Annotated in this window: 16 protein-coding genes and 4 pseudogenes; 14 read left to right on the top strand and 6 right to left on the bottom strand. The window is 60.2% G+C overall.

Annotated features, from left to right (window positions below; genetic code table 11):
• The 6 genes and pseudogenes from AC07WT_RS21785 to AC07WT_RS21760 all read left to right on the top strand — a co-directional run.
• Positions 1 to 1,221 (top strand): acyl-CoA dehydrogenase family protein, encoded by a 1,221-nt coding sequence (locus AC07WT_RS21785; protein ID WP_494948546.1) that lies wholly within the window; start codon positions 1 to 3, stop codon positions 1,219 to 1,221.
• On the top strand, positions 1,218 to 1,661 hold the full coding sequence (locus tag AC07WT_RS21780; protein WP_494948545.1) for an acyl-CoA thioesterase: 444 nt from the start codon (positions 1,218 to 1,220) through the stop codon (positions 1,659 to 1,661). Before AC07WT_RS21785 ends, AC07WT_RS21780 begins: the two co-directional genes overlap by 4 nt.
• Entirely contained in the window at positions 1,658 to 2,053 is a 396-nt protein-coding gene (locus AC07WT_RS21775) for a RidA family protein (protein WP_494948544.1), read from the top strand. The genes AC07WT_RS21780 and AC07WT_RS21775 overlap by 4 nt, the downstream gene beginning before the upstream one ends.
• A 67-nt stretch (positions 2,054 to 2,120) precedes the next feature.
• The gene (locus tag AC07WT_RS21770) at positions 2,121 to 3,761 is read left to right on the top strand and encodes an AMP-binding protein (protein WP_494948543.1); all 1,641 of its coding nucleotides are present in this window, start codon (positions 2,121 to 2,123) and stop codon (positions 3,759 to 3,761) included.
• A gap of 241 nt (positions 3,762 to 4,002) precedes the next feature.
• Positions 4,003 to 5,493 carry a DHA2 family efflux MFS transporter permease subunit gene (locus AC07WT_RS21765; protein WP_494948542.1) on the top strand — a complete coding sequence of 497 codons (1,491 nt, stop codon included), beginning with the start codon at positions 4,003 to 4,005 and terminating at the stop codon, positions 5,491 to 5,493.
• 27 nt (positions 5,494 to 5,520) lie between these two features.
• Positions 5,521 to 5,945: pseudogene (locus AC07WT_RS21760) on the top strand (helix-turn-helix domain-containing protein); the annotation flags it as partial.
• A 268-nt stretch (positions 5,946 to 6,213) separates the two neighbouring features.
• Here the strand turns inward: AC07WT_RS21760 and AC07WT_RS21755 are convergent.
• On the bottom strand, positions 6,214 to 7,236 hold the full coding sequence (locus AC07WT_RS21755; RefSeq protein WP_494948541.1) for an SGNH/GDSL hydrolase family protein: 1,023 nt from the start codon (positions 7,234 to 7,236) through the stop codon (positions 6,214 to 6,216).
• An 867-nt stretch (positions 7,237 to 8,103) separates the two neighbouring features.
• Between AC07WT_RS21755 and AC07WT_RS21750 the strand changes: the two genes are divergently transcribed.
• Together AC07WT_RS21750 and AC07WT_RS21745 are read left to right on the top strand one after the other, a co-directional pair.
• Complete coding sequence (locus AC07WT_RS21750) at positions 8,104 to 8,733, top strand: DUF1326 domain-containing protein (protein WP_494951002.1); 630 nt, start codon at positions 8,104 to 8,106, stop codon at positions 8,731 to 8,733.
• A pseudogene (locus AC07WT_RS21745) lies at positions 8,730 to 8,888 on the top strand (DUF2182 domain-containing protein); the annotation flags it as partial. The gene AC07WT_RS21750 and the pseudogene AC07WT_RS21745, both read left to right, overlap by 4 nt.
• Positions 8,889 to 8,957: 69 nt before the next feature.
• On the opposite strand, the gene AC07WT_RS21740 reads toward AC07WT_RS21745, so the two are convergent.
• From AC07WT_RS21740 to AC07WT_RS21725, 4 genes are all read right to left on the bottom strand, one after another.
• On the bottom strand, positions 8,958 to 9,863 hold the full coding sequence (locus AC07WT_RS21740; protein WP_494948540.1) for a sterol desaturase family protein: 906 nt from the start codon (positions 9,861 to 9,863) through the stop codon (positions 8,958 to 8,960).
• A gap of 109 nt (positions 9,864 to 9,972) precedes the next feature.
• Positions 9,973 to 10,677, bottom strand: coding sequence for a LytR/AlgR family response regulator transcription factor (locus AC07WT_RS21735; RefSeq protein ID WP_494948539.1), 705 nt, complete (start codon positions 10,675 to 10,677; stop codon positions 9,973 to 9,975).
• Complete coding sequence (locus tag AC07WT_RS21730; protein WP_494948538.1) at positions 10,665 to 11,597, bottom strand: sensor histidine kinase; 933 nt, start codon at positions 11,595 to 11,597, stop codon at positions 10,665 to 10,667. The genes AC07WT_RS21735 and AC07WT_RS21730 overlap by 13 nt, the downstream gene beginning before the upstream one ends.
• A 363-nt stretch (positions 11,598 to 11,960) precedes the next feature.
• Positions 11,961 to 13,895 (bottom strand): SMP-30/gluconolactonase/LRE family protein, encoded by a 1,935-nt coding sequence (locus AC07WT_RS21725; RefSeq protein WP_494948537.1) that lies wholly within the window; start codon positions 13,893 to 13,895, stop codon positions 11,961 to 11,963.
• 326 nt (positions 13,896 to 14,221) lie between these two features.
• Between AC07WT_RS21725 and AC07WT_RS21720 the strand changes: the two genes are divergently transcribed.
• Together AC07WT_RS21720 and AC07WT_RS21715 are read left to right on the top strand one after the other, a co-directional pair.
• Entirely contained in the window at positions 14,222 to 14,881 is a 660-nt protein-coding gene (locus AC07WT_RS21720; protein WP_492595029.1) for an NADPH-dependent FMN reductase, read from the top strand.
• 227 nt (positions 14,882 to 15,108) lie between these two features.
• Positions 15,109 to 15,252: pseudogene (locus tag AC07WT_RS21715) on the top strand (maleate cis-trans isomerase family protein); the annotation flags it as partial.
• Between the two features lie 14 nt (positions 15,253 to 15,266).
• Here AC07WT_RS21715 and thrS read toward each other — a convergent pair.
• The gene (gene thrS, locus AC07WT_RS21710) at positions 15,267 to 16,481 is read right to left on the bottom strand and encodes a threonine--tRNA ligase (protein WP_494948536.1); all 1,215 of its coding nucleotides are present in this window, start codon (positions 16,479 to 16,481) and stop codon (positions 15,267 to 15,269) included.
• A 660-nt stretch (positions 16,482 to 17,141) separates the two neighbouring features.
• Between thrS and AC07WT_RS21705 the strand changes: the two are divergent.
• The 4 genes and pseudogenes from AC07WT_RS21705 to AC07WT_RS21690 all read left to right on the top strand — a co-directional run bounded on the left by AC07WT_RS21705 (position 17,142) and on the right by AC07WT_RS21690 (position 21,785).
• A pseudogene (locus AC07WT_RS21705) lies at positions 17,142 to 19,859 on the top strand (type VI secretion system Vgr family protein).
• Entirely contained in the window at positions 19,837 to 20,838 is a 1,002-nt protein-coding gene (locus tag AC07WT_RS21700; RefSeq protein ID WP_494948535.1) for a hypothetical protein, read from the top strand. The pseudogene AC07WT_RS21705 and the gene AC07WT_RS21700 overlap by 23 nt, the downstream one beginning before the upstream one ends.
• A complete protein-coding gene (locus AC07WT_RS21695) occupies positions 20,813 to 21,403 on the top strand; it encodes a hypothetical protein (protein WP_492595033.1) in 591 nt (196 codons plus the stop codon). The genes AC07WT_RS21700 and AC07WT_RS21695 overlap by 26 nt, the downstream gene beginning before the upstream one ends.
• Positions 21,404 to 21,497: 94 nt before the next feature.
• Positions 21,498 to 21,785: a PAAR domain-containing protein gene (locus AC07WT_RS21690; RefSeq protein ID WP_494948534.1), complete on the top strand. Its 288-nt coding sequence runs from the start codon at positions 21,498 to 21,500 to the stop codon at positions 21,783 to 21,785.
• The last annotated feature ends 386 nt before the right edge of the window (positions 21,786 to 22,171 follow it).

The raw sequence follows: 22,171 nt of genomic DNA, 5'->3' as shown, positions 1-22,171 counted from the left end.
TTGAGCGCCAACGTAGATCTGCACAGCGCGCTGGCGTGGCCGTTTTTCGAGCCGCGTCATCGCGAACTGGCCGCGGGTATCGAAGCATGGTCCCGCACGCATCTCACGCACGTGGAAGACCACGAAGTCGATGCCGCCTGCCGCCACCTCGTCCGCGAACTCGGCGCGGCGGGCTGGCTGAAATACGGCGTCGGCGGCACGGCTTATGGCGGGCATGGCGACACCATCGACACCCGCGCCGTTTGCCTGCTGCGCGAAACGCTGGCGAAGCATTCCGGTCTCGCGGATTTCGCTCTGGCGATGCAAGGGCTCGGTTCAGGGGCGATCTCGCTCGCCGGCACGCATGAGCAAAAGACGCGCTACTTGCCGCGCGTGGCGAACGGCACGGCGATTGCCGCGTTCGCTTTGTCGGAGCCGGAAGCGGGGTCGGACGTCGCCGCGATGGCGCTGTCCGCACACGAAGATGGCGACGCCTACGTGCTCGACGGCGACAAGACGTGGATCTCGAACGGCGGCATCGCCGATTTCTACGTAGTGTTCGCCAGAACCGGCGAAGCGCCGGGCGCTCGCGGCATCACCGCGTTCATCGTCGACGCCGACACGCCGGGGATGGAGATCGCCGAACGCATCGACGTGATCGCGCCGCATCCGCTCGCCCGTCTGCACTTTGCCGGCGCACGCGTGCCGCGCAGCCAGATGCTTGGCGCGCCCGGCGAAGGTTTCAAACTCGCGATGCGTACGCTCGATATTTTCCGCACGTCGGTAGCGGCGGCGTCTTTGGGTTTCGCGCGTCATGCGATGGCCGAAGGTCTCGAGCGTGCGTCTTCGCGCAAGATGTTCGGTCAGACGCTCGGCGATTTTCAGCTGACGCAGGCCAAGCTCGCGCAGATGGCGTTGACGATCGACAGCAGCGCCTTGCTGGTCTATCGCGCGGCATGGTTGCGCGATCAGGGCGAGAACGTCACGCGCGAAGCCGCGATGGCGAAGTGGCACGCAAGTGAAGGCGCGCAGCAGGTGATCGACGCCGCCGTGCAACTGTTCGGCGGCATGGGCGTGCAGAGCGGCACCGCCGTCGAGATGCTGTATCGCGAGATTCGGGCGTTGCGGATCTATGAAGGCGCGACTGAAGTGCAGCAGTTGATTGTCGGCCGCGATCTGCTTAAAGCACACGCCGCTGCTGCGGCAAAGGACAACCCGAACAACAAGGACAACACGAAATGAGCGCGCGATTCGAAAGACCCGTTCGTATCCGCTTCTCGCACTGCGATCCGGCGGGCATCGTGTTCTTTCCGCAATATCTGGTGATGACCAACGCCCTGGTCGAAGACTGGTTCAACGAAGGCCTGCATATCGACTACGCACACATGATCGCGCAACGCCGCGTCGGCCTGCCGATCGTCAAGCTCGATTGCGAGTTTTCGCGGCCGAGCCAGATGGGCGAAACGATCACGCTTTCACTCGCCGTCGCCGCTATTGGACGCCGCTCCATCAGCATCGACATCGTCGGCTATTGCGCCGACGAAACCCGCTTCAGCGCGAAACAGGTGCTCGTGACGACTTCGCTGGAACACGGCACATCGATCGACATTCCCGCCGACATCGCGAGCGCGCTCGCGAAGTTCGCCCCACAGCCCGAACCCATCGAGGCGCAACGCTCATGAAAAAAGCTCTTCTCCCCGCCGGTTGGATCAAGCCGCGCGGTTATGCGAACGGCGTCGCGGCAAGCGGCACGCAAGTGTTCATTGCCGGCCAGATCGGCTGGGACGAGCAGGCGCGCTTTCAGACCACCGACTTCGCCGCCCAGGCCATTCAGGCGCTCAAAAACGTCGTGGCGGTGCTGCGTGAAGCAGGTGGCGAGCCGCGCGATCTGGTGCGCCTCACCTGGTATGTCACCGACAAACGCGAGTATCTGGCATCGCTGAAAGATATCGGCCGCGCGTTTCGCGAGCTGATCGGCGACTACGACATCGCGATGAGCGCGGTGCAGGTCGTCGCGTTGATCGAAGACGAAGCCAAGGTCGAAATCGAAGCTACCGCAGTGATTCCCCACTAAGCCCACTTAGCCCGCCGCCCAAGCCAACCGAAGCGCATCAAGCCGGCTCAACACCCGGGAGACCATGATGGAACCGTCAGCACACGTCGATACCTTCGCGCGCGACAATCTTCCGCCGCAGGATCAATGGCCCGTATTCCTGCTCGACAATCCGGACGTTGCCTACCCGGCGCGCTTCAACTGCGCGACGGAATTGCTGGACCGGACCATCGAAGCCGGTCATCGCGATCATCCGGCAATCTGGTCCGAGGTGGACGGCCAGCCTCGCGCCACCACTTACGGCGAATTGCTCGCACTGGTGAATCGCAGCGCGCATGTGCTGGTCGACGAAATGGGTTTGCAACCGGGCAACCGCGTGCTGCTGCGCGGGCCGAACACGCTGCACATGGCGGTGACCGCGCTCGCCGCGCTGAAGGCCGGCCTCGTCGTGGTGCCGACCATGCCGTTGCTGCGCGCGAAAGAACTGAAGCAGATCATCGACAAGGCGCAAGTCGGCGCCGCGCTATGCGACGCGCGTCTAACGGAAGAACTCGCGCGCTGCACCAACCCTCAGGACGAGTTCTATTGCGCGGGCCTCAAACAAACACGCCTGTTCCACGACGACTCCGCCGGCTCGCTGGACACGCTCGCGGCCAACAAGCCGGATCAGTTCACAGCGTGCAACACGGCCGCCGACGACGTCTGTCTGATCGCCTTCACCAGCGGCACCACCGGCGCGCCGAAAGGCTGCATGCACTTTCATCGCGACGTCCTGGCGATGTGCGATCTGTTCCCGCGTCACGTGTTGAAACCGTCATCGAAGGACATCTTTTGCGGCACGCCGCCGCTCGCCTTCACCTTCGGACTCGGCGGGCTGCTGTGCTTTCCGCTGCGCGCCGGCGCGTCGACGGTGCTGATCGAGCGGCTCACGCCCGAGACCTTGTTGCAGACCGTCGAGCGCTTTCACGCGACCATCATGTTCACCGCGCCGACGTTCTACCGGCAGATGGCACCGCTCGTCGCGCACCACGACGTCTCGAGCCTGCAAAAGACGGTGTCGGCGGGAGAAGCGTTGCCGGATTCGACGCGGCTTCTCTGGCACGACGCAACCGGCATCGACATGATCGACGGAATCGGCGGCACCGAGCTGATCCATATTTTCATTTCGTCGCAGGGCGACGAGATTCGTCCGCACGCAATCGGCCGCGCGGTGCCGGGCTACCTCGTACAAGCCGTGGACGACGCGATGCAGCCGGTCCCACCCGGCACGATCGGCAAACTCGCGGTGCGCGGGCCGACCGGCTGCCGCTATCTGGCCGACGAGCGGCAAGCCAGGTTCGTCCGCGACGGCTGGAACCTGCCCGGCGATTCTGTTTATCTGGACGAAGACGGCTACGTGTTCTACCAGGCGCGCGCCGACGACATGATCGTCTCCGCCGGCTACAACATCTCCGGGCCGGAGGTGGAAAGCGTGTTAATGCAGCATGAAGCAGTGGCCGAATGCGGCGTGGTCGGCGTTCCTGACGAAACACGCGGGCAGATCGTCAAGGCGTTCGTGGTGCTGAACCCCGGCTACACGCCGGACGACAAACTGGTCGCGCAGCTGCAGGACTTCGTGAAAAATAACGTGGCGCCGTATAAATATCCGCGCGTCATCGCTTTCACCGACGCGTTGCCGCGCACCGAAACCGGCAAGCTCAAACGCTTTGCGTTGCGTACGATGACGTAGCCCCTCTCTATGACTGGATGCACTATGCCGAAGGCTCGGCGATGAGCGGCAAATACGAGCTTCTGAGCTGAGCGTAGCTGCGCCGCAAAGCCGATGCCGGGCGACCAGGAATTCGTAGTTGTAGCCCGGAACTAGCGGGTGCTAGACTCGAAAATCTCTATTTTTATCAACGAGTTGCCGACGTCTCGCGACGCAGCGGCGCGTCCGGCATCCGGTTGAGCATGGCAAAGGAGTCGCCTGCATGACCCATTCCATCCACGGCAGCAAACGCTGGCTGGCGCTGATCGTTCTGTGCATGGGCGTGCTCATGATCGTGCTCGACACGACGATCGTAAACGTGGCGCTGCCGTCGATCGCGGCGGATCTCGGCTTCAGCGAGACCTCGCTGGTTTGGGTGGTCAACGCTTACATGCTGACCTTCGGCGGCTGTCTGCTGCTGGGCGGCCGGCTCGGCGATCTGTACGGGCACCGCAAGCTGTTCCTCGGCGGCATCACGCTGTTCACGCTGGCATCGCTCGCGTGCGGCATGGCGAACTCGCAAGCGGTGCTGGTGTGCGCGCGCGCCGTTCAAGGTTTGGGCGGCGCGATCGTCTCCGCCGTTTCACTGTCGCTCATCATGAATCTGTTCACCGAGCCGGGCGAACGCGCGAAAGCGATGGGCATCTACGGTTTCGTCTGCGCGGGCGGCGGCAGCATCGGCGTATTGCTCGGCGGTCTGCTCACTAACCTGCTGAGCTGGCACTGGATCTTTCTCGTCAATCTGCCTATCGGCATCGCCGTTTACGCGCTATGCGTCGCGCTGTTGCCGTCGGCGCGCGGCCACGCGCACGGCGAACGGCTCGACATCGCCGGCGCGGCGACGGTCACCGTTTCGCTGATGCTGGCCGTGTACGCGGTCGTGAACGGCAATGAAGCAGGCTGGACTTCCACGCAGACGCTCAGCCTGCTGTTCGCGGCAGTGGTGCTGCTCGCCGTGTTTCTCGTGATCGAAGCGCGTGTGCAGCATCCGTTGATGCCGCTCGGTCTGTTCCGCTTGCGCAATGTCGCGACCGCGAATGTGGTCGGCGTGCTGTGGGCGGCGGCGATGTTCGCGTGGTTCTTCATCTCCGCGCTCTATCTGCAGCGCGTGCTGGGCTACCGGCCATTACAGGTCGGGCTCGCGTTTCTGCCCGCCAATCTGATCATGGGGTTCTTCTCGCTGGGCCTATCAGCGCGCGTGGTGATGCGCTTCGGTCTGCGTGTGCCGCTCGCCGCCGGGCTGCTGGTCGCGGCGGTGGGACTGGCGCTGTTCGCACGCGCGCCGGTCAACGGCAGCTTCGTGCTCGACGTGCTGCCCGGCATGATCCTGCTCGGCTTCGGCGCGGGCATCGCGTTCAATCCCGTGCTGCTGGCCGCGATGAGCGAGGTCGATCCGAGCGATTCGGGCCTCGCGTCCGGGATCGTCAATACATCGTTCATGATGGGCGGCGCACTCGGTCTCGCGGTGCTCGCGAGCCTCGCTGCCGCACGCAGCGGCGCCGCGCAGGCTTCCGAAAACGCGGCGACGGCGCTCAACAGCGGCTATCACGTTGCGTTCCTGTTCGGCGCGATCTTCGCGGCGGCGGCTGGCGTCCTGGGTGGTGTGCTGTTGCGCGCCGGCCAACAGGCAGGCGCAGACGCCCATGGCCAGGACAAGTCGGCACAGGCACATTCGCGGCCCAAGGAGAATAAAGCGGCCACGCAAAACTACTGATCAGCTCGGGATGCATACAAAATACGAAGGCAGCGTCGCTTGAGCGAGGCTGCACGGCGCCTCGCCGACGGCGCATCGGACATTCTGGCGGTGGCGCTCAACGCCGGATACGGTTCTCACGAGGCCTTCACGCGCGCGTTTCGCGAGCAGTTCGGGCTGACGCCCGAAGCGCTGCGCGCGCGCGGTCATCTCGACAACCTGGCCATCGTGGAGCCGATCAAAATGGACCAAACCCTTCTCACCCATCTGGAACCACCGCGTTTCGAAGACGGCAAACCGTTTCTCGTCGCCGGCCTGAACGAACGCTACCCTGGAACACGATCTGGAATCAGTGGCTGCCGGCGTCGGGACATGTGCCCGCCGATGCGCCGAACTTCGAGCGCTACAGCGAGCAGTTCGATCCGGTCAGCGGCATGGGCGGACTCGAAATCTGGTTGCCGTTGAAGGCTTGATTTGCATCTTTGCAGGCCGTCAGTGCCATCACGGCGACGCACGCGTCGGCGGTCGTCAAAAGCGTGCGGCTGACGGACGGCCGCACCGTATCGTTCGCCGCCACCCCAGGCTACGAAAGCTATCGAGGCCTGGGATGGTACGGCGTGGTCGTGCAAGCAGCGCGGGCTTAAGCCTAATCACCTGCTGCTCGACGCGATAACACAACGATGTTGGACCGAACGGGAGAGAACGCGATGACTCTGTTGGCGAGTCATCGTTTTACCAGGCTCAGTGACCAAGACCGCTCCTGGCGATCTGCTGCTCCACGAATTGGGCGAACAGCGTATGCGTACGCGTCGTCGGATGAAGGTCGTCGGCGAACATGTACGTTTGATCGGCATTGGCCGTCACGTAGGTACTCGGCGAGCATAGCAATGCCGTCGCATGGGGCGTTTTCGCAGGGTCGCAGGCGACGCTGGTGTTTGACACGGCGAAGCCATTGGCCTGAAAGTTCGCGATGATCTGATTCACCCATGTATAAGAATCGATCTGGATGACCTTGCCTTGCAGGCCATTGGCCTGCAAAGCTGCGTTCAAGCTATCGTTGAAGATTTGCGATAACTGGGTCAGGTTTGCCCCGCCGTCGGGCGAGGCGATGCCTTTGGGCGATAGTCCGACATTCGGAACATTGATCACCACGACGTGAGTGGCGCCGTTCTGGACGATCTGTCCGACCACTTGAACCAGGGTGGTTGCCGCCGTCTGCACGGTCTGCGCCGCGGCCGGCAGCGCCCCGGCGCGAAGCACGTCGTTCGAGCCAACCCAGACCAGCACCAGTTGATTGGAGCTGAAGTTCCCGTGCGCGGCCAGATAGCTCGAAACCTGCTGATTGACGGGCATTTCGATGTTGCCGATCACGTCGGCAAGAAAATCATACAGGTTTGCCGGCGTCGCCACCGTGGCGCCGCCCTCCGCGTAGCCGAGTCCGCTTTGCGCACTCAATTTACGAGTGATGTCGATCGTAAATGCCGCGCTTAGCGTATCGCCGTAGTATTGCGCGACATCTTGAGTCCACACTTGCCCTGGGTTGGTCGTGAAACGCCCGCCGCCCACCACGCTCGCGATCGGCGCATAGGTCCCGACGTCCGACAGGCTGTCGCCGAACGAGACAACTTGCAGATGAATGCCGCCCGCCGGGGTAGCCGCGCCACTGCCGTTACTCGAGCCGCCTCCATGCCCGCCGCACGCTGTAAGCAGTGCAATTACCACGGCAAGCATTGCAGCACATACCTTGTCATTGATTCCTTGCATAGCTCCTCCCCCGCTCGTCGGCCGGGCAGTTGCACTGACGTGGCGGGCTTATCGCCAGCCTGCATATCGTTCTTGCGTTGAGAGCCTTCGTTAAGCATTGAGGATGATCGTCCCGAATTCACGATTCCTGCGGGGGATTGAAGTTGCGCCAGAGCTGCGAAAAATTATCGAAGATGAGTGCGTAGATGCTGCCTGCCTTGCTACAGATTAGCCTACCTAATTTGGGGTGCAAGGACGTAGCGTCACGATTCCGAAGACGCCGCCATCGCACAGGCCGCAATTCTGCGGGCGCCGTGCTTCTGCAAGCGCATACATGCTCTGACCGCTCTTCTGCAAACCCTATACCACGTCAATAGAGGGGGACGCCGCGTGATGCACTGGCATCCGTAACGAATTTTTTTTCGTCCAGGTGGCCGCGGGCGATCCATTCAGCGGATGCACTGCCGACCAGGTGCACGCGCAGGAGTCCGCCTTCGGGAGCGTCCTTTTTCCAGCCACGTCGATCGAGCCATGGGTGGCGGCCGAATTCACCCGCCAGATCTCAGGATTGCCGCGAGCGCAAGCGGCGGCGAATGGAGGTCGCCGCCCAGTCCTCCAGGACGCGCCTGGTCGGCGACAATCGCGCAACGTTACGCGGTGGACACCCGTAGCTGCCTGATGACATTCTCAGGGTCAATGGCAGGTTTGGGGTCAGGTAGCGGCCGTTCTGACCGCAGGCTCCTCCGTCAAAACATCATATGTGACGCCCATCACAATAACGCGCGCGCCCACTCGACCCAAACTTTGACTTCCCCCCTCGCATACACTAGATTCGAACCACGCTACTCGTCGCGGAGCACAAGGAGAACAACCACGACTCCCTGGGAAATCCAAGGCACCGAACTTGTCAACTGCAATTGCTCATACGGTTGCCCGTGCCAATTCAACGCACTGCCGAACAACGGCTTCTGTGAAGCGATGGGCGCCATCTCGATCAGCAACGGTTACTACGGCGACGTGCGACTCGACGACCTCAACATCGCGGTCGTGTTTCAGTGGCCGGGACCGATCCACGAAGGCAAGGGCAAGTGCCAGCCGATCGTCGACGAACGGGCCAGCCCGGAGCAACGCGAAGCCATTCTGAAAATCATGACAGGGCAGGACACCGAGCCGTTCGCCACGATGTTCTCCGTATTCGCATCGACGCTCGAGCAGGCATTCGAGCCGATCTTTACGAAGATCGACTTCGATGTCGATGTCGATGCCAGACGCGGCCGGATTCATGTCGAGGGCGTATTCGACGTCGTCGGCGAACCGATCCGCAATCCGGTGTCGGGCGACGAGCATCGCGTCCGAATCGACTTGCCGCACGGCTTCGAATACGAGCTTGCCGAGATCGGCTCCGGCACCAGCCGCTCACACGGAAACATCGCACTGGATCTCAAGGGGACTTACGCGCAGTTCGCGCGACTGCACTTGAATAACAAAGGACTGGTCCGGCATCGCGCTGCCGCATGAGCAGCGTCGAAAATTTCCTCGGACGTGAGCGCGTCATCACCGAGCTCGGCATCGTCGCCGTCGTCGCGTTGTCGTGGGCCTACTTGTGGACGGGCGCCGGAATCGGCATGTCCGCGCTCGAGATGACGGCCGTCGCGCTGTTCCCGCATCGACTAACGACCCGTTTGCGCCACTCGGTTAAAGTGCGTGACCGTCCGTTCCCAGGTCGACAGGCGACTCTATTGCTATTCCGCGCCGACGGACTGTGGATCTGCACGACGCCTTAGATCTTCCGTAGTTTCCCCTTTGCTATCTGGCCGCCAGCCGGGTGGCTTCACTACATAGCCATATACCTCGCGTATGGACCGCGCGGATAAGAGATCGCGCCACAACGCGCGCCAGTGTTCGAACTCGATAGTCAGCACGTTATAGGTCATCATCGGCCGGACCAGACCGAAGCGACATGGCACGCCGTGCCTTTCTGCGATGTAGGTATCAAATAGCCGGTCGAACACGATAAGCACGCCGCCATAGTTTCCATCAAGGTATTCGATGTTAGAGGCGTGGTGCACGCGGTGTGCGGAAGGCGTGTTAAGAATCCATTCCAGCGGTCCGAGGCGTGGAATCCAGGTTGCGTGCAGCCAGAACTGATAGACCAGGTTGATCGAAAGCAACGTCAGCACTATCTGCGGCGGCATGCCAAATAGCGGCGCGAGCACGAAGAACATAGTTGAACCGGTAAGACGGCCAGTCCAACCGAAACGGTACGCGGCAGAAAGGTTGAGTTGATTCGGCGAATGGTGGACGGCGTGGTTGCACCAGAACCAACGCGTCCGATGCGCCGCACGGTGGTACCAGTAATAGCAGAACTCCTGACCAACGAAGCACGCCAGCCAACCGCTCCAATGATTCATCGGCAAAGTCCAGAGCCTGTGGCGCCAGAACCAGTTCATTGCATCGCTCCAGAACGCAAGCGGCAGCAACCAGCGCAACGGATACTCACGAACGAGGAAATCGACCGCCGACACACTCGCCGCCCTCCAGTCGTAGCCGCGCCAGCCGCGTCGGACAGAAAGCACCAGAGCCTCGGCCAATGAGGACACGAGGACCAGGACGACAGCGAATTTGAGTATTGTGAGCAACACAGCCATGGCCGGACCATCCATATGGTGATGCCAGCCAGCGTAGTTTGACGCCCTTTGAGCCGCAATCGAACTGGGACGAGTTGGGCCTGCCGCGGGGCGGATCGGGCGATCTGCGCTATTGCCGGAGGCGTTGCATCAGCGACTCCCGATGCGCCCGGCTGCAAGGCACCTCCATGCCACTGCGCAGAACTACCGTGGCATCGCCTTTCCCCCGTGGCCGCACAGTGAGCACGGCGGCCAGCGCCACTGCAACGCCGCGGTGCGTGCGGACAAAGACCGGGTCGAGGTCTTTGAGTAAGGCGGTCAGCGTGCGACGTATCAGCAGACTCCGGCCGGGCAGATGGATGTTCACGTAGTTGTCGGCAGCCTCCAGCCATTCGATGTCGGCGCAGCGCACGACGTGCATTTGCCCGCGGTCGGCGATCATCAGATGGGCCGGCACACCGATGCTCGGGCGTGCCGCGCCGCGGACTGCTCCGCGCAACCGCTGTACGGCGCGCTCCAGCCGCTCCGGCTCGACAGGTTTCAGGAGGTAGTCGGCTGCATGGGTGTCGAATGCCCGCAACGCATACTGGTCGAACGCGGTTACGAATACCAGCGCCGGAGCGCCGTCCGGCAGCGATGCGGCCACGTCGAAACCGTCGACCCCGGGCATCTGTACGTCGAGGAAGATCACGTCCGGCCGTAGCTGCATAGCCAGCGTCAGCGCCGCCGCGCCGTCGGAGGCTTCTCCGATTACTTCGACATCGGGAAATGCGCAAAGCATGCGCAGCAGTTTGCTGCGAGCCAGTGCCTCGTCGTCGACAATCAGTGCGCGCACGGCAGGTTCACCCCAGCGATCAGGCCACCGCCTGGTCGCAGTCGCAATTCGAGACTTGCCTGCGTGCCGTACAACGATTGCAGGCGGCCCTCCAGGTTGCCAAGACCCACACCGCGCTTATGGGGAAGGCGCTGCAAATCTCCATCATCCTCAATCTCGATCTGCAGCTTGCTCACGATATGCTGGGTGCGTATCGCGATGTGCGTGACCGCGCTGCGTCGTTCGACGACGTGGCGGAAGCAGTTTTCCAGCAGCGGTTGAAGTCCGAGCGTGGGAACGCGGCAGGCCTGTGCAGTGGTATCGAGTTCCCAGGAAATCCGAACGCGATCGGCGAAGCGCTGGACCATGATGTCTGCATAGGCGCGCAGCAGGCTCAGTTCGTCGGCCAGTGACTGTTCGGGACGCTGGCTCGCGTCGGTGGCTGCGCGCAACAATGTCGCCAGACGGGTGAGCAGCCTGTCAGCCGCGTCCGGATCACTGTGGATCAGCGATGAAATGGTGTTCAGTGCGTTAAACAGAAAGTGAGGCTGCAGTTGCTGGGTCAACTGAGCCAGTTGCGCCTGTCGCGCCAGGTTCGCCTGCTTTTCGGTGGTCAGCCGCTCGTCAACCCACGCCCCATAGGACCGCAGGCCGAAATGGATACCTCCGAACAACGCATAGAACAACACGAATTTCGTCGCTTCGTAGGTCATCACTTCGACCCACGGCCCATGCTGGAACCTTACGCCAGCCAGTGCGTAGATACCGATTCGCAACCCATACATTGCAGTTACGTAAGCGACCAGTTGCAGCGGCATCCACGCCCAGGAGCGGAGGAACCATTGCAACGGATGATTGAGAAGACTATTGAGCCGGTCTGCGCGCCTCATCTGCATCGCAGCCAGCGCCGTGGCTGCGAGAGCGGACGTGCCGTTGTTCACGAGCGGCTGCCAGAAACGCAGTCCGCCTGACCATAGGGATTCCTGCATATCAACAGCCAGCATGAGCAGCCAGAACGCGGCCCAAGGCCACACGAGGTGTCGCCACAGGCTTATTGGTTTGGCTTCGCCGACGAGGCAGCTAGAGTTCATTTACCCGGCTCATTCACGGTGTTCCGCGGCAACGGTTTCGCGTCCACGCGCCACATTTCGACCATGCCTAAAAGCGGCATCGTCCTCACCCAGCACCGGTGAGCGTTGGCTATGGTAGTCGCAAAAGTTCATCCGGTCCAGGATGGACTCCGGCCTGCCGTCGACGGTCGGTTAATGAAAAGGCCAAGCCTCTCTCACGGACGAAACGCACGATCAGGGCGTCCAGCGATAAACGGTGATGCTGGAGCCCTTGACGTTGTTCTTCGTGACCACGTACTCGCCGGTTGATCGAAGGTATGCCCTGATGCCGTACATCGAATCAATGGCGCTGCTGGCGTCCACGGTACCGTTACTGGTGTTGACCAGCGTGGCGTCGAGGTTGCCTGTAGCGAGATTGAAGGCGTCGATGTTCGGCAAAGCTTGCCCGCTGCTGCTGAACCAGTAGCCGACAAAGAGATAGCTGCCGGCCGCGTCAATCGACTTGGCGCCGGCGTGGGTAAGGTTGATCACCGGATTGGGTGCCGTGGTGTTGCCCGCGCTCCAGCCGTGATACACCTCGATCCGCGTGCCTATCGACGTCCAGTCCGTACTCCCGACGATGCCCTGTCCGAGAATCATGGTGTCGCTGTCCGCGAGGTAGACGATGCGCGTCAGCGGCTGGATGCTCGCGGGAATGCGGATGGGGATACCGGGTCCCCATGTTGGCTTGCCGCTGGCGTCGAAGCCAGTCAGCGGGTAGTGGTAGATGTAACCGGTCTTGTCCAGGCCGGCCCACACGCCCCCCTTGCTGTCGATGCAGAATCCCTCCCTGACCGATGCGGTCGTATTGAACGCCGTACCGGGAAGCGTGGCGTCCGGTATGGCGATGTGGCCATTCGCAGCATTGAAGTGGAAGAAGTAGAAGATATCGGGATTCTGGCCGGACGCCACGAGGATGCGGTTGGCGCCGACGGTGGCAAGTTGACCGAAGTGCTCATCCCGTGAGCGATCGTTGATGTTGATGCGTGGATCGGATGGATAGTCGATCGGATCGACAGTGTTCGCTACGAAGGTTCCCCCAGCGGTGCCGGTGTAGATGTTGGTGCCTCCATAGAAGTAGGCGCCGTCGGTACCCGGGTCCGGAGCGGCGACCCCCTCGAAGTTGAGAGACTGAAGCTTCCATTGCAGGTTGCCGGCACTGTTATACGCATGAATGTCGGTACCGCCGTTGCGAGCGAGGTCCCAGCCGCCGCCCCACGGGTTGTTGAGCACATAGAGGTTGCCGGCGGTGTCCTTGCCGATGCCAGCGACGCGGGTGAAGCGCTTCGCGCCGACCTGGCCTTTGATTCCCGTCGTGGTATCGAGATAACCGCCCTGAATGCCGAATGTACCGGCCAGCGTCGGCGTGCCCGAGAGCTTGTAGCGCTTGATGTTCATGTCGGGGCCCTCGTCCCCGACCATGAGCTGCCCCGATGACGCATCGAAATAGAGCGCCGACGGCTGCGACCCGCTGGGCATCCGGATGGTGTTCAGCAAGGCGCCGGTTGGACTGAACTCGACGATCGTGCCCGCACTCTTCTGTGCGACCCAGACGTTGCCTGCGCCATCCAGGGCGAGCGCGCCCGGACCCGAGACGTTGATGTCTCGCTGCCAGACACCGTCGGTGGTGTAGATCCGGACGCGATTGCCATAGAAGTCGCTCGCATAGAGGAGCGAGCCCGCCGTGGCGAGTCCGGTGATGACGTCGACCCGAGGCTGGTTGTTCAACGCGCTGACCTGAATGAAAAGATCGCGAGTCCCGGTGGTGCGGTTGTAACGTCCCACCGCGCCGCTTCCATACGACGTGTTGTACTGCAGCGCCGCGAAAATCGACTTGGCATTACCTGTAATGGCGCTGCCCTGAAACTCGCCGTGAATGCCGATGGAGCCCGCGCTGCGGCCGTTCTGGTAGATTGCGACGCCGCCCTCGTACTCGTCCCACATGGAGGCCGTATAGATGACGCCTTCGGGCGCGACCCACATGGAACGCGCGGCGTTACCCACGTGGGTGGCGAGGGTGCCATAGGTGTTTGCCAGCCAGTCGGTGGTGTTTTGCGCCTGACAGGCCGGCGCAATCGTGGCGATCGCTGCGGCGAGGAGCGCAGCACGAATTCGTTTTTTTTCGACCATGACTGATGCTCTCCTGAATGTAGCGATCATTCACGTGAATGGTCGGCCAGCCAGATTTCTTGAAATGCGTCCACATATGAACATAGGCAACTCATTGCGCCTTTACAAGCCCATCGCGACTTTGCATGCGGACGTGAATTGCGGTCTTGAGCGAAGCTCGACCGTCTCCTGTTGGCCGGTCCCTGTCTCATGCGACTGGCATATCTCGTTTAGGGTTGCTCGATGCTGAATGAATAAGACGGTCCGCCGCAGGTCGGCCTGTGTCAGGCACAAGTCGACCCGTTGCTGCCTGTCGTATCGTTACAGCGAATGTCGGCTTAGGATCCGTGGACTGGACGCTCGCGGATGCCGGTTGCGGCGCAGATGGCGGAGGGACGGATAACTGCCAGGCATGGGATACTACGCAGCCGATCGGTCACGGTTCAATCAAGATGCTTCGTCTTCTTTCGCTGTCTGGCAGCCTGCGCACCGCGTCGTCAAATACGCACACACTCTTCGCGGCTGCCCTGTTGCTGCCGCCAGGCGTTGTAGTCGAACATTACGATGAGATTGGCGAGCTGCCCCACTTCAATCCGGATCTCGAGGTCGACCTTCCCGAGAGCATCGTTGACTTACGCACTCGAGTGGGTCAGGCAGACGGCCTCCTGATTTCTTGCCCGGAGTACGCTCGCGGAATCCCCGGGTCCTTCAAGAACATGTTGGATTGGCTGGTAGGAAGCCTGGATTTTCCCGGAAAGCCAGTCGCCCTTTTCAACACCTCGCCTCGAGCATCTGCTGCCCAAGCCGCCTTGAAGCTGGTCTTGGAAACGATGTCTGCGACGCTCATCCAGGATGCTTGCGTCACTCTTCAATTGCTGGGCAAGCAGACCGATCCGGTTGCCATAGCGAACGATCCCGTTAGCGGGGAAACACTACGGCAAGCGATTCAGGCAATCGTCGACCATATCGTGACGGCATCATCTGAGATCCTGCGGACGGAGCGATAATGCATCACGTCATTTGTCAGCTTTGATCGATGTACATGCATTCGCCATACGCCGACGACGGTCCTCGGTAGCGGACCTTCGCAAACCGGCCGTGAGAGGCCGTTCCTGGCCGGGTACGGTCCGACACCGAACATGCCCGTCACCGGACATTCACCGACATCGCCTTACCGCCGCGAACGTCGCCTTCGGCCGACTTTCGGGCGCCCACACCAACCGCTTGATACTTCCATCTGGCGCACGCGTTTGAAATGGCCACCGATACCCCCGCTTATGACACGGTGGCCACTGTCGTATGGAAAGCGCTGCGGATGGTGGGGGTGGATACGGCGCCGTTGGCAAGTTGGGGACAGTTGTTTAGCGACGTACGGTAGCGGAAGATCACCCGTCATGGATTCAATCGCGCCGCGGGCGGCAGTGCAGCCAACCGCAAACGCTCGACACCCTCCGCCATCGCAAGCGTCGACTGCTGTCCATCGCGCATGCGAATGCTGATCGTCCGGTCGCGCTTATCGCGCGAACCCACTGCGACCAGAATCGGCACCTGCTTTTCGCGGGCATCGACGATCTTCTTTTCCAGCCGCTCGGGCCGGCTGTCGAGCAGCGCTCTGATACCGGCGGCATCGAGCGCTTGCATGAGCTGTTGCGCGTAGGCCGTATTCGCATCGCTTATCGTCGCGACCACAACTTGCTCCGGCGCGAGCCACACAGGCAGCCATCCTCCGTGATGTTCCAGCAGCATTGCAATGAAGCGCTCCATGCTGCCCAGCACCGCGTGATGAATCATCACGGGATGCTCGCGTGCGTTGCGTTCATTGACGAACTCCGCATCAAGCCGATCCGGCAGCACGAAATCGAGTTGAATCGTGCCGCATTGCCAGCTGCGCGCGCGGCTGTCCGTTAGATGAAACTCGAGTTTCGGCCCGTAAAAAGCGCCCTCCCCTTCGAGCACCTCGAATTCGAGATCCGCCGCGCGCGCGGCGTCGGCCAATGCGGCCTCCGCGCGATCCCACGTTTGATCGCGGCCCGCGCGCAGCGCAGGCCGCGTGGCAAGCGCTACCTTGAAGGCGGGAAAGCCGAGGTCCGCATAGACCGCGCGCAACAGCTCGCAGAAGCGGCCGACTTCGGCTTCGATATGCGTCTCCGTGCAGAACACATGGGCGTCGTCCTGTACGAAGGCACGCGTGCGTTTCAGACCTTCGAGCGAGCCCGAAGGCTCGTCGCGATGACAAGCGCCGAACTCGCTATAGCGAACCGGCAACTCGCGATACGAACGCACGCGCTGATTGAACACCTGCACATGGCACGGACAACTCATCGGTTTCAGGCATAGCGCGCGTCCTTCTTCCGCGTCGGCCAGCGAATACATCGCCGCGCCGAACTTCTCCCAATGGCCGCTCCGCTCCCACAACGAGCGCGCGAGCAATTGCGGCGTGCGGATCTCACGAAAGCCCGCACGACGCATGCGGGCGCGAATGTAGTCTTCCAGCACGCGGTAAAGCTCCCAGCCGCGCGGATGCCAGAACACCATGCCGGCGCCTTCTTCCTGTTGATGGAAGAGGTCGAGTTTGTTGCCCAGTACACGATGATCAATGTCGTTCACAGTCACGCTCCGTTTTGATTGATACCGCGGATGGATGCCGCAGATTGATGCCGCAAACGGAGGTCCAGAAACGTCAAAGGCCCCGTCCGTTTCCGGCGGGGCCTTTGGTGGTTTGCCACTGCTTCGTGCTTCTAGCGCGTGCAACCTCCAGACGACCCGCCTGTGAAGGTGGTCGTCGCGGTGGTGACGGCTGAAAAGGGAATCGAGTGGAGGTCCATGGATCGACAGTAAACGATTTTGCAATGACGCGTCAATCTTGCTTGTCACTCGCGGCGTGCTTTCAGCATTACTGTCGACCGCAGCCGATACCCCCTTCCTGGCAGTGCAATTGCTCGTCGAGCAGTTTGGTTTGCGCTTGCGTCAGACGGCGCAACGGTTGAGCGAGAGTTGATAGGATGCGTTCCTGCAATCTATATTCTCCGCATGAGCCATGCCGCTCAACCATAGGCACGTCACGGCCAGAATCGACACTCGCTTCATTGGACAACCTCACGCGTTAGATTGCTGAATATCATTTACAGATATGCCGCTCGCATATTCGGGTTCAGAAAATTCACGCCGCTTCACACTTACTGACATTGAACGGCTGGCCGATTCATCTGAAGTTTCGTAAAATCGCGCAGAGCGCGGTCGCTCGGTCAGCCAACAAGAAGAGGCGGTATGGGTGCGCAGGACATAATCAGGGCAATAACTGGCGGACTCGTCCAGAGTGAGCGCCTGCTGAAGCTGGATACTTCACTGGGAAATAATGTCCTGGTGCCTCAGCGGGTCGTTGGTCACTCACGAATCGGCCGCCATTACGAGTTCACCGCTGATGTCGTTTCCACATCCGGCACGGTTGAGCTCAAGACGCTGATTGCCCAGCCCGTCACATTGTGGATCCAGCAGACCAACCGGTCCTATCAGCCCCATCACGGATACGTGCACACTGCCCGCCGCCTTGGATCGGATAGCGGACTCACGAGCTACCAGATCGCGTTTGGCTCGTGGATGCACTTCCTGCGTTTTCGCAAGGATGCGCGAATCTGGCAGGACAAGCCGGCCGACGAAATCCTCACTGATGTATTCAACATGCACCCGCAGGCTCAAGGTGCATTTCGCTTCGCCCTGAGCAAGCCGTTGCCCTCGCGTTCGTTCTGCGTGCAATACGAGGACGACTGGAATTTCGTCCACCGACTGATGGAAAGCGAGGGACTGTTTGGCTATTTCGAGCAGGCGAGCGACGGGAAATCCCATACGCTCATCGTCACGGATAGTCTCGACACGTTCAAGCCACTTTCGCCGCAGACCGTTGAGTTTTACCGCGCGGGCACAAACAGCGAAACCGATGCCCTGGTGCAGTGGTCGGGCACGCGAACTCTGCAAAGTACGACGCTGACCACCCGCACCTTCGACTACAAGGCACCCACTTCGCCAGCCAATCCGAAGGGCACAAACATCCCGACGCTGCCCACGCAGGGGAACCTGCCCCAGCAAGCTGAAGTGTATGAATACACCGGCGCCTATACCTATGGCAAGCAGGACCGGGGCGATCAGCTGTCGAAAATCCGCATGGAAGAGTGGGAATCGCGGGCCAAGCGGTTCTTCGGCTCAGGTGGTGTGCGAGGTGCGAATGCCGGCCACTGGTTTCAACTAGATGATCATCCTGAGCACGCCACGGATAGTGCCCAGAACCGGCAATTTGCGATTATCGAGACCGTATGGTTTGTTGAAAACAATCTACCCGTATCCAGCTAGGTCGCGGATTTTCCCCATAGCCTGAAGGGTGACCTTGCGACCATCAGAACGAACTACGCCGCTGAAGAAGGACTGAAGGTCACACACGCCGATGGCAGTGAAGGCTTTTTCCTTGTCGAAATTGAAGCGCAACGCAAGGTCGTTCCATATCGCAGCCCGTTTGAGCATCACAAGCCGGATATGCATTTGCAGTCAGCGATTGTCGTTGGCCCTGCAAACGAAGAGGTCTACACAGATTCGCTGAACCGTATCAAGGTGCGTTTCCATTGGGACCGGCTCAATACCGGCGATGAAAAAGCGTCGTGCTGGGTGCGCGTCGCCGTGTCTGATACGGGTGGTGGATACGGCGGCGCGCATGTGCCGAGGGTTGGCGAAGAGGTCCTGATCGACTGGGTGGACGGCGATTGCGATAGGCCACTAGTCACGGGTCGGGTCTATAACGGTTCAACGCAACCGCACTGGCATTCCAACGGCTTGCTGTCCGGCTACAAGTCCAAGGAATATCAGGGCAGCGGCTACAACCAGATGGTGATGGATGACTCGACCGGCCAGAACCGCGTTCACCTTTTTTCCACAAGCACCAATGCACAATTGCATTTAGGTTACCTGATTGACCAGAGCGGTAACACACGCGGATCATATTTGGGGAGCGGCTTTGACCTGAAATCCGATGCCTATGGTGCGATCCGTGCGGGGCAAGGGCTTTATGTTTCCACTCATGCTAAACCGGCGACGGGTCAGCAGCTTGACGTGCGCGAGGCGAATCAGCAACTGGTGAGCTCCGAAAGCGTGCTGGAAGCGATGTCGGATGCCAGCACGACGCATCAGGCCGGAAGTCTCAAGGATGGACACGACTCGCTGAAGGCATTCACCGACGCGACACAGAACAGCGTGTCGGGCTCGTCATCAGGCGGAAACACAGCAGGCGGTGGAACAGGAAGTGCGAACGCATTCAAGGAACCGGTCATGCTGTTTGGCAGCCCGTCCGGCATCGCCCTGTCCACCCAGAAATCCGTTCACATCGCCAGCGATGCTCAGACCAATCTCGTAAGTTGACAAAGCACGCATATTGCAACCGGCAAGTCGCTGATCGCAAGCGTTGCCGAAAAGCTCAGCCTGTTTGTGCAGAACGCCGGGGTGAAGCTGTTTGCGGCCAAGGGTAAGGTGGAAATTCAGGCCCATTCGGACAACATCGAACTCACGGCACAGAAAACCGTGAAGTTGCTGTCTGCAACAGAAAAGATTGAAGCGGCGGCGAAGCAGGAAATCCTTTTGACATCCGGCGGTGCATATATCCGCATCAAGGACGGCAACATTGAGATTCATGCGCCTGGCACGATCGATATCAAGGGTAGCCAGCATTCGTTCGCTGGCCCGGCCGCACAAGGTTACGTGCTGCCGGGATTACCGAATTCTGGCGCGGTGTCACGCTACCATGAACAATTCCGCCTACTCGACGATGACGAGACAACTCCCCTGACCCACACGCGTTACGAGATTGAGAGTGAGTCGGGTAAGAAGTGGTCCGGTTACAGCGACGGTGAAGGACTGACTCAGCACGTATACACGGATCAACCGGAAAGCCTCTCTCTGACCATCTATAAGCAGGTGGACGAAAATGACCCAACCGAAGAAGCATAAGCACCATGTTCGACACGTCAAGCACGCGTCGACAACGACGGCAAACGACCAATCACTTGTCAAGGTCGTGATCCAGAGCGACACCGGTGAATGGGTGCGGCCGGCGACAGGCGAAAAATTTTATATCGACGAGACACCAAAATTCCCGTCAATCGTCTTCGAAATCAAGACGGACGCCCCGCCCCCCTATCAATGGAAATGGACCATCGTATGGGATGCGAAAGTTAGCGGGCTGCACGAAAGTGCGAAGCGCGGAAAGAAGTTGAAGACGTTTTCTGATACCGGCGCGTTCACGAGCAATGACAAGTCGTGGGAAGCAAACCTTGAAAATAAGATCATCGGCGGCAAACTGTCCGTCGAAGTGAGTGCGGGCGGCACTGAGTTTCGGCGCACAGTGTTCGTCTTGGGAAAAAATCCGGCCAAAGAAGACGTGGTCGCCTTTGTTTCGACGTTGCCCGACACCATTGGCTTTGACAAGGTGATTGATCAGGAAAGCCACTTCAAGAACTTCATAAACGCTGACAATGAGCCCGTGGTAGCCGGCGATTCTGGCCACGGCCTGACGCAGATGACGAATCCCGCGCCCAACTATGAGCAGGTGTGGAACTGGAAGGAGAACGTTAAGGTTGGCGTGACGTTGTTCCAAGACAAACAGTCAACAGCAAAAAAGCTTCTCAAGGCGCACCCGTATACCTCGGAGCAACTAACAACCGAAACTTTTGGGTTGTGGAACGGCAGCAAATACTACGAGTGGAACCCTCAAACGCAGACGTGGGAACGCAGCGGCAGTGTTATGTGCGATCCTGCGACCTCAAACGTTGGATGGGACATGTCAAACTCGAAAAATGCCGGACAGACTGCGGATCAATTGCACGAGCGCGACAAAGAAACCTACAAGAAGATGAAAGCTGGTCGTGATAAAGATCATGTCTGGATTTACTCAGGAATGTGCTATGCGGATCACATCGTTGGTAATTAAAAAAATGGCTTTGGTTGCGGCGTTGAGTGCCAGCAGCGCAATTGCGCTTGCGGAAGTACCGTCGCCCATACAGGTCGACCTGGCAGGCGGACGCCTAGTGCAGCAGAAAGACAGTCACCTTTTCGCGGTCGACGCCGTCAAACACAAGGTCTCGGTCATACAGGTACCCCCTGCACTTAAACGTGCCCTCAAGACCTCGTCGAGCATTGCCTTTCCGGCTGACCACTCGCGTTTGATCGACGGGAACGAATACGTTCTCGTCGTCGTGAACCAATCGTCGAGCTCCAACCCGACGGGGTACTGCGGTGCGGGTGAAGAGGGGACGCTTTATGCACTCGAATTACACGGCAGTGCCGCTGTGCCACGCTTTTCCCTGCCGGTTCAGAGTTGTTTAAAAGATCTCGATTTAGCGAGCGATTCCAATCAGAAATCGGGATACTTGGCAATTACGTGGAAAGACGCTCCGGTAGGTATCCAGGTGCGTTGGGATGTCTACGGCGGCAAGAGCGACGTTTCACGCTTCTATAAATACCAAGACGGTCAGTTTATAGAGGCAACGCAGTGAATCTGTTGCGACATTAAAGCCGTGGACGGGGTCGACTAGTCGATAAAGCAAGACTGTATCGATATAGCGATTCCCCAAGCGCGTCAGGGACATTATGAAACGATATCTGATTTTGAACGGCGACAAGACGACAGCTAACGGCACGGTCCAGGCTACGGCGACCACGATTCAACTGAGCGGGAAGGATGTTGCACACGAAGGCGATAGCGTGACCTGCCCTGCCTGCAACACGACAGGCAAAATCCAGTGCGACGGGCCTCGCCAGATGATGACCGCACCGGATGGAAGACATGCAGCCCTGAGCGATGATCTCTGCATCTGCGGTTGCCATCCGCCGCCGAAGTTGATTGCGGCGCAGAACATGATGGCTACTGAAGCGTAGTGTTGGGGCTTCACTGCATTTGAATCGGACCCCGCAGTGTCCGGGGTGAAGGGCCGGCGGCCGATGACGTTGACGCACCTTTGACGGCCGGAACCCTTGCTGTATAAGGTCGTGTCCAAGGTGTCCAACGTGCCCAGGGAAATTTCGATGTCTTTCAGTCAGCTTGTGGAGGGCGCCGCGCCTCTGGAACACCTCTATAAATACTCACCGTTTCGAGCCAAGCCGACCGAAGACCACCGCCACTTTGGTAAGTGCTTGCACTCACGGCTCGGATTTTTACCGGCCACGAGAGAACCCCACGAGACACGATGTGAATGACTGCTTTCGCGCTCCGAACGGTGGTTCAGTGCGCCGGGGTCGTTTAACGACCCGTTTGCTGGCCAGGA

The organism is Paraburkholderia sp. GW821-FHT02A12 (genome assembly GCF_059422005.1).
Note: the sequence above shows the minus strand (reverse complement) of the source record. Positions and strands in the feature narration are given on the sequence as shown.

Excerpts from the sequence above, each read along its gene's own strand:
- AC07WT_RS21780 (WP_494948545.1), top strand. The coding sequence starts at position 1,218 with ATGAGCGCGCGATTCGAAAGACCCGTTCGTATCCGCTTCTCGCACTGC.
- AC07WT_RS21775 (WP_494948544.1), top strand. The coding sequence starts at position 1,658 with ATGAAAAAAGCTCTTCTCCCCGCCGGTTGGATCAAGCCGCGCGGTTAT.
- AC07WT_RS21770 (WP_494948543.1), top strand. The coding sequence starts at position 2,121 with ATGGAACCGTCAGCACACGTCGATACCTTCGCGCGCGACAATCTTCCG.
- AC07WT_RS21765 (WP_494948542.1), top strand. The coding sequence starts at position 4,003 with ATGACCCATTCCATCCACGGCAGCAAACGCTGGCTGGCGCTGATCGTT.
- AC07WT_RS21755 (WP_494948541.1), bottom strand. The coding sequence starts at position 7,236 with ATGCAAGGAATCAATGACAAGGTATGTGCTGCAATGCTTGCCGTGGTA.
- AC07WT_RS21740 (WP_494948540.1), bottom strand. The coding sequence starts at position 9,863 with ATGGCTGTGTTGCTCACAATACTCAAATTCGCTGTCGTCCTGGTCCTC.
- AC07WT_RS21725 (WP_494948537.1), bottom strand. The coding sequence starts at position 13,895 with ATGGTCGAAAAAAAACGAATTCGTGCTGCGCTCCTCGCCGCAGCGATC.
- AC07WT_RS21700 (WP_494948535.1), top strand. The coding sequence starts at position 19,837 with ATGACCCAACCGAAGAAGCATAAGCACCATGTTCGACACGTCAAGCAC.
- AC07WT_RS21695 (WP_492595033.1), top strand. The coding sequence starts at position 20,813 with ATGCGGATCACATCGTTGGTAATTAAAAAAATGGCTTTGGTTGCGGCG.
- AC07WT_RS21690 (WP_494948534.1), top strand. The coding sequence starts at position 21,498 with ATGAAACGATATCTGATTTTGAACGGCGACAAGACGACAGCTAACGGC.